Origin of the sequence: Bacillus sp. JJ1503 (genome assembly GCF_036965125.1) — a bacterium.
GTDB lineage: Bacteria > Bacillota > Bacilli > Bacillales > Cytobacillaceae > Cytobacillus.
Genome location: NZ_JBALOZ010000443.1, coordinates 1 through 6,445 on the forward strand (window position 1 = coordinate 1; position 6,445 = coordinate 6,445).

At 39.5% G+C, this 6,445-nt stretch carries 8 protein-coding genes; 5 read left to right on the plus strand and 3 right to left on the minus strand.

All coding sequences use genetic code 11. The features are described from left to right. Positions 1-99: 99 nt before the first annotated feature. Positions 100-408: a winged helix-turn-helix transcriptional regulator gene (locus tag V7149_RS24775; RefSeq protein ID WP_335348228.1), complete on the plus strand. Its 309-nt coding sequence runs from the start codon at positions 100-102 to the stop codon at positions 406-408. A gap of 770 nt (positions 409-1,178) precedes the next feature. Here V7149_RS24775 and V7149_RS24780 read toward each other — a convergent pair. Next, positions 1,179-2,165, minus strand: coding sequence for an aromatic ring-hydroxylating dioxygenase subunit alpha (locus tag V7149_RS24780; protein ID WP_335348229.1), 987 nt, complete (start codon positions 2,163-2,165; stop codon positions 1,179-1,181). A 270-nt stretch (positions 2,166-2,435) separates the two neighbouring features. After that, entirely contained in the window at positions 2,436-2,795 is a 360-nt protein-coding gene (locus tag V7149_RS24785) for a Na-translocating system protein MpsC family protein (protein ID WP_335348230.1), read from the minus strand. Between the two features lie 164 nt (positions 2,796-2,959). Between V7149_RS24785 and V7149_RS26680 the strand changes: the two genes are divergently transcribed. Both V7149_RS26680 and V7149_RS24795 read left to right on the plus strand, forming a co-directional pair. Next, a complete protein-coding gene (locus V7149_RS26680) occupies positions 2,960-3,652 on the plus strand; it encodes an IS4 family transposase (RefSeq protein ID WP_438824158.1) in 693 nt (230 codons plus the stop codon). Further along, positions 3,649-3,849: a hypothetical protein gene (locus tag V7149_RS24795; protein ID WP_335348232.1), complete on the plus strand. Its 201-nt coding sequence runs from the start codon at positions 3,649-3,651 to the stop codon at positions 3,847-3,849. The genes V7149_RS26680 and V7149_RS24795 overlap by 4 nt, the downstream gene beginning before the upstream one ends. 216 nt (positions 3,850-4,065) lie before the next feature. Here V7149_RS24795 and V7149_RS24800 read toward each other — a convergent pair whose 3' ends face one another. Further along, a complete protein-coding gene (locus V7149_RS24800) occupies positions 4,066-4,425 on the minus strand; it encodes a winged helix-turn-helix transcriptional regulator (RefSeq protein ID WP_335348233.1) in 360 nt (119 codons plus the stop codon). A gap of 219 nt (positions 4,426-4,644) precedes the next feature. Between V7149_RS24800 and fdhA the strand changes: the two genes are divergently transcribed. Together fdhA and V7149_RS24810 are read left to right on the plus strand one after the other, a co-directional pair. Further along, positions 4,645-5,859 (plus strand): formaldehyde dehydrogenase, glutathione-independent, encoded by a 1,215-nt coding sequence (gene fdhA, locus V7149_RS24805; protein ID WP_335348235.1) that lies wholly within the window; start codon positions 4,645-4,647, stop codon positions 5,857-5,859. Positions 5,860-5,987: 128 nt separating this feature from the next. Further along, entirely contained in the window at positions 5,988-6,407 is a 420-nt protein-coding gene (locus V7149_RS24810; protein ID WP_335348234.1) for a GlcG/HbpS family heme-binding protein, read from the plus strand. Positions 6,408-6,445: the final 38 nt, after the last annotated feature.

Consider the following 6,445-nt stretch of genomic DNA (forward strand, 5'->3'; position numbering starts at 1 on the left):
GTATATTATTATAATTAAAGAAAGTCAAGTAAGTTATTTATAAAATATAATTTAATTATTTATAAATATGTTTATAATATAAGTCAGGAGTTGATGTAATTGAAAAAGTCGATTTGTCCTAGATTTGAAACAGCTATGGGGTTATTGAGCCAAAGGTGGACTGGAATGATTATCTACCAGTTATTATTAGGTCCGCAGCGTTTTTGTACGATTGAATCTTCAGTGGGTGTAAGTGGCAGAGTGCTGTCAGAGAGGTTAAAGGAATTGGAGAACAGCGGAATAGTTAAACGAGAAGTTTATCCAGAAACCCCTGTTCGAATTGAATATTCGTTAACAGAAAAAGGTTTAGGCTTGGAACCACTTATGAGAAATATAGAAAAATGGTCACAAGAATGGTTAGACGCTTAATCGTAAACCCTATTGAACTTAAGAATTTATAAAAAAAGGATGCACTAGGTAAATTTTTTACCCATTGTATCCTTTTTTACTATTGAATAAGTTTAGTAGTTTTGTTTTATCAATAAGTGCACAAAAAAAATCACCTTCAATTGAATGAAAGTGACTTTTTGAATGATCTGAGAGGGATTTGAACCCCCGACCCCTACCCTGTCAAAATCAATTCTGAAAAAAATATGGGTAAATTAAGACAAACTGAATTAATTAAATGTTGTTAAATCAACGTTTGTTGTATAAATTAATAAATCTATATAAATTAAATACAATCTAAAAAAATTAAGTATGTGCAATTAATGTGCAATCTTGTTTTAAAGGAAAAATATATGGTCAAAATTAGATAGAGACTAATTTCCCATAAAAAAGTCTTTTTTCAACTTGCAATAACTATTATATAACCTTATATCTGGCAGCGTAAAGGTGGGGGTTCTAGCCCAGCGCTTATGGAGTGGTCTATTTTAATTGTTCCATAAAAGCGGCTTCAATTTAACTAACCCATTTACAATCTTCCGGCCGCTTATCAAATAAATCTTTTACCGTGTGAATTTGCCTAGCAATTTCCAAGAAAGCAGTTTTTTTCTTCCGGACTAATTCCACAATCCACCATTCCTACCCGATGAGGATGACTTACCATATTTTTCAACTACCCCATTATTTCTCTATTAAGTTGCGGGCGCGGCATTTGAAGGCTACGCCCGGACATTCGATTTTTTTATTACTTGTAGTTAAGCCGTGCCAATAGTGATACCCAACTCATTCAACCATTTGCGATAGGCAATCGACATTTGGTCACACCTCAAACTCAATTCCGCTTGCAGATCAAGCGGCAACTCTTCCGGCTTCTGCCCTTCCAGAATTTCTATGTCCTGACTCATTGTCAGATCTTGGAACTTTTCATACTCCTCATCTGGAACGTCGTGGGCAAAATTGCGGGAGATGACGCAGAACGCCTGCGCTTTATGCTTCTCCATTTGATTTACTGTAATCATAATCGAGATAATATCGCCTGTTACCGAATTGGTCTTACGCAAGCGTGCGGTAAACGGACGCAAGGCCTCTTTGACAATGTAGTTTTTCGCTTCTTTACCGCTTGCATCAGAATTGGGTTGCAGAATCAGCACATCTTCCGTGCAAGGCCAGCCTTTCTCCATGTGTACCTTATATTCTGGCACTTTCGGCTCAGACGGATCGCCTATCAATCCTCTATGGACGAACATCAAATGGGCAAAATCCATGAAGTTTTCGAGAATCCTTGGGGCCATCGCCTCGATAATATATGGACCGCTCAGCACCGTTCGGAATGCGGGATTATTAGACTCTTCAAACGGTGGCACTCCCACTATTGGCTCACCCATGTTCACCCAGACCAATCCATGCTTTACTTCACAATAAAATACTTTCGCCAGCGCCTTTAGTGGGATAGCTTTTTCCGGTTGTGCTGGAATGCAGACACAGTTTCCTTTTGAGTTGTATTGCCAGCCGTGGTATGGGCAAACCAGTCGGTCTTTCTCCACATACCCCCCTTTGGAGAACATCGCCCCGCGATGGATACACAAATCCTTCCACGCATGTACCCCTTCACTGTTGCGGAAAATCACTACGCGCTCACCTAAAACTTTTATCCCTATTGGTTTGTCGGTCAATTGGGATTCACGCATCACTTCATACCACTCATTAATCAATACCGGATCAAACATTTTTTCTGCTGTCATCTTATACAACCTCCCTATTTTTCGAAAAGTTCACTGCATCACATGTGTTCATCTTGTTTTTGCATCTCTTTCTCTCCTTTTTGCTGCTCACCCCTTTCCAAGACACAATAAAAAGCCGTAGAATAAAAAGGATTAGTTTCCCTTTTCTCTTCTACGGCTTCATACTCCCCGTTAGACAGTTCGCACGCGACCGAATTTATCATCTAGATAAGACGGCCCGCAAATATCAGTGCACATATGTTGGCTATCGTATCCATTGAATGTATGCAATTATGGTAATGGATTCTCTCTGTAAACCGTTGTGACCGCCAACTCCATTTTGGGGTCGTAGGCCATCAGCACAGTAGAGATGTTCAAATCAACTTCGTTCTCCAACTGCTCTTTTAGTAAAATCTTGAACTCTGACACAATCGCATTGTCCATTTGTTTGACCAGCTCTGGATGGTTTTTGGTCAAGACCTCCAGCGTTGGCAAGCGCTTGTGTTCGCTAAAGTAAATAATTTTGTCTTGATAAATCTCAATTTTTTGTTTTCGTACTCCCAGACCAAAAATCTCCTGATTGACTTGGTTATACACCTTCATCAAATTGGTCCGCAGAACGCTGGTTTGAGAGCTTGACACTGCTTCCACGAACCCCCCTTGCTCTTTTCTTTAGTTAATAGTATAGCAATTCATTAACAATTGTCAATATAATTCTACTATTTTGATTTATCAATCAATTTAACCGATGAAGGATTTTTTCCATGTCTATCAAACCAAATTCCTGGGCTTCTTAACAACAACTCACATCAAAAGTGGTTCGTTTTTTAAAGGAACAACGTATCGGAGCGTTGTTAAAGCAATCCAAATTTTACAAGGATTCCGTTTTTACCTGCCTTGAATTGCTCAAGTTTATTTTTCTGTTGGTGTTTAGCAATAAGAATCTCTATCAGACTTTACAAAAGGAAGATTCAACTGACCGTCCCGGAAAGGATACAGTTTATCGCTTCCTCAATTCCAGTCGCTACAATTGGCGAAAGTTCTTACTAGTTCTTAGCTGTGGTTTGATTCAGACAAAGGTCGATCCATTAACAGAAAAAGATCGTGTCAAGGTCCTTATTTTTTATGACTCCCTATTTTCATGTGCTCGTAGCATACCAATAGAACTTTTAGCCAATGTGCATGATTATACGAAGAACAGGTATGTTCGTGGGTTTCGTATGCTTACCTTAGGCTGGTCAGACGGGAATACGTTTGTTCCGCTCTGCTTTTCCTTGCTCGGTTTCCATAAGAAAAGCAATCATTACGTTGAAATGAATGATAGTATTGACAAACGAACTGCCGGATACCAGCGCAGAAAAGAGGCGATCAAGAAATCTTCGGAAACTTTGCAAGCTCTTCTAAAACAAGCCCTAAAACCGGATGCACAGGCTTCTTATGTCCTGTTTGACAGCTGGTTTAACTTCCTGGTGACCATCCTAAGAGTACTAGAGCAGGATGTGCAATGAGTAGGTTGGTTGATAATTATTATTTTTTTAGAGAAAGAATTAATTTATTCAATGCTACGTTAATTGGCGTTACAGGACGTTGGAGCAGTGTCTCAAGAACATTACTATCGACTCCTAAAAAACTATCACGAACACCAGCTTTTGTAGCTGTTAACATAGGATTCATTATTTCTGGTATATCTACATCTTTTAAATAGGCTGCCTAAATAAAGATACAGTCAGGAAAACACCGTTTACAACGATATTGATTACAAATAATAAAATCCAATCTCTCAGTGTTCACTAATGAGAAATTGGGATTTATTCACTTATCGAGCCCTGATTGTGTTAGATACTCTAATGCAATCTAAATGTTACCTATTATTGTTTATTCTCTTCATGATTTCTTTTATGAAAAGTATTATATACCTTCCCTATTTAGAGAAGGATTTTATATTTTGTTTCCCCCAATCGTACATCTTTAAAATGACAGGCATTAAACTTTGGCCTAATTCTGTTAATGAATATTCCACTCTTGGTGGAACTTCAGGGAATACTTTCCGATGAACAATACCATCTTCCTCTAATTCTCTAATCTGTGTTGTCAATACCTTGTGTGTGATTTTTGGAAATAGACGCTTAATTTCGCTGAATCGTAAGGTACCATCAGTTCCTAAATAGTAAATAATCGTTATTTTCCACTTGCCGCTAATAAGGGATAATGTCAATTCTTTTTCACAATTAAATTCTCCATTTTTTAATTTCTTCCTAACTTCTCTCCGTAAATCATCCATTAAGTAACCTCCTCTTCTCTGCAGTCTAAAAGTATCCTTTTAGTAACCTTCTCACAAAAAAGTGCGTTCTTCCATAAAAAAGGTTTATTTTTTAGAATAAATTTAAGATAGGGAATATTAAGATTTGGAATTTTAATAAATTAGGGTGGAACATCCTAAAAAACACTCTATCGAAATGATAACCTAAATCGTAAGCTAAGTAGAATGGAGGACGGAAGAATGGCAGGAAACAGAGCAGTAGTTTACAGAGGTGCAGGACGTGTAGCCGTTGAAGATATTAGCTACCCAGATTTGATCCTAAGAGACGGACCGGGAGTAAATCCTTTAAATGTCGGCCGTAAGTGTGAACATGGGGTTATTCTTAAAGTTGTTACGACCAATATATGTGGTAGTGATCAGCATATGGTTCGCGGTCGGACGACTGCTCCTGCGGGACTTGTTCTCGGTCATGAGATCACGGGTGAAGTCATTGAGGTAGGACGCGATGTTGAATTTATAAAAAAAGGAGATCTTGTATCTGTTCCATTTAATATTGCTTGTGGCCGTTGCCGTAGTTGTAAAGAACGCAACACGCACATTTGCGAGAACGTTAACCCTGATCGTCCCGGCTCCGCTTATGGTTATGTGGATATGGGCGGTTGGGTCGGAGGCCAATCCGAGTATGTAATGGTACCATATGCAGACTTTCAATTATTGAAATTTCCAGATAAAGATCAAGCCATGGAAAAAATTCTTGATTTAACGATGCTTTCCGATATCTTTCCAACTGGTTATCACGGTGCGGTAAGCGCTGGTGTGAAGCCTGGTTCTACCGTATATGTTGCTGGAGCCGGACCTGTTGGCTTGGCTGCTGCCCATTCTGCGCAACTTCTTGGCGCCTCTGTTGTTATCGTTGGTGACTTGAATAGCGAGCGGCTTGCCCAAGCTAGAAGCTTCGGCTGTGAAACGGTAAACCTAAAAGAATATCCAAATCTTGGAGAACAAATCGAACAAATTTTAGGCATTCCCGAAGTGGATTGCGCAATTGACTGCGTCGGTTTTGAAGCCCATGGACATGGTGCAGGAGCCGGCGAAGCTCCAGCAACTGTATTAAACTCGATTATGGATGTAACACGTGCCGGAGGAAGGCTTGGAATTCCAGGTCTGTATGTTACTGGTGATCCGGGGGGGATCGATGATGATGCGAAAATCGGTACATTGAAGGTCCGTTTGGGGCTCGGCTGGGCCAAAGCACATACCTTTGTGACGGGTCAAACACCGGTTATGAACTATCACCGTGACTTAATGATGGCTATCCTTAGCGGAAAAGCGCAAATCGCCAAAGCTGTAAATGCAACGCTGATCTCATTGGATCAAGCACCAGCAGCATATGCCGAATTTGATCAGGGTGCTTCCAAGAAATTTGTTATTGACCCCCACGGATTTTTCAAATAAATAAAGTCTGTCAGAAGCATTCTCTAAAACCAGTGAGTAAATTTTGAGACAAAAGGCATTTTTTAAGTAAAAAAAATGTATTTACTAATCCCTGTTATCTAATAAAAAAAATTAGGAGGTTCTTTAAGATGAGCAAAATCACATTAGAGCTAGCCAAAGAAATTATTGCAGGTGCTGAAGAAGAAGCAAAAAGAATTGGTGTTTCCATGGTTATCTCAGTAGTGGATGAGGGTGGAAATCTAATTGCTACTCACCGAATGGATGATGCTTGGTTAGCTAGCATCGAAATTGCCCAAAATAAGGCCTGGACGTCTGTTGCGTTAAAAATGCCTTCTGCAAACTTAGCCGATGCGACGGTTCCTGCAGCTGAGCTTTATGGTTTAAATACAACAAACAGTGGACGTCTTGTCGTTTTCGGCGGAGGAATCCCTTTAGTCAATGATGGAAAAGTGGTTGGTGCTGTGGGTGTTAGCGGCAGTACGGTTCCCCATGATGTTCAGGTTGCAGAGGCTGCTGTTAAAGTATTTAACAATAAGGTATCTCTATAATATTTTTTAGAATTAATTGGTGTTTTACTATTTTGTTG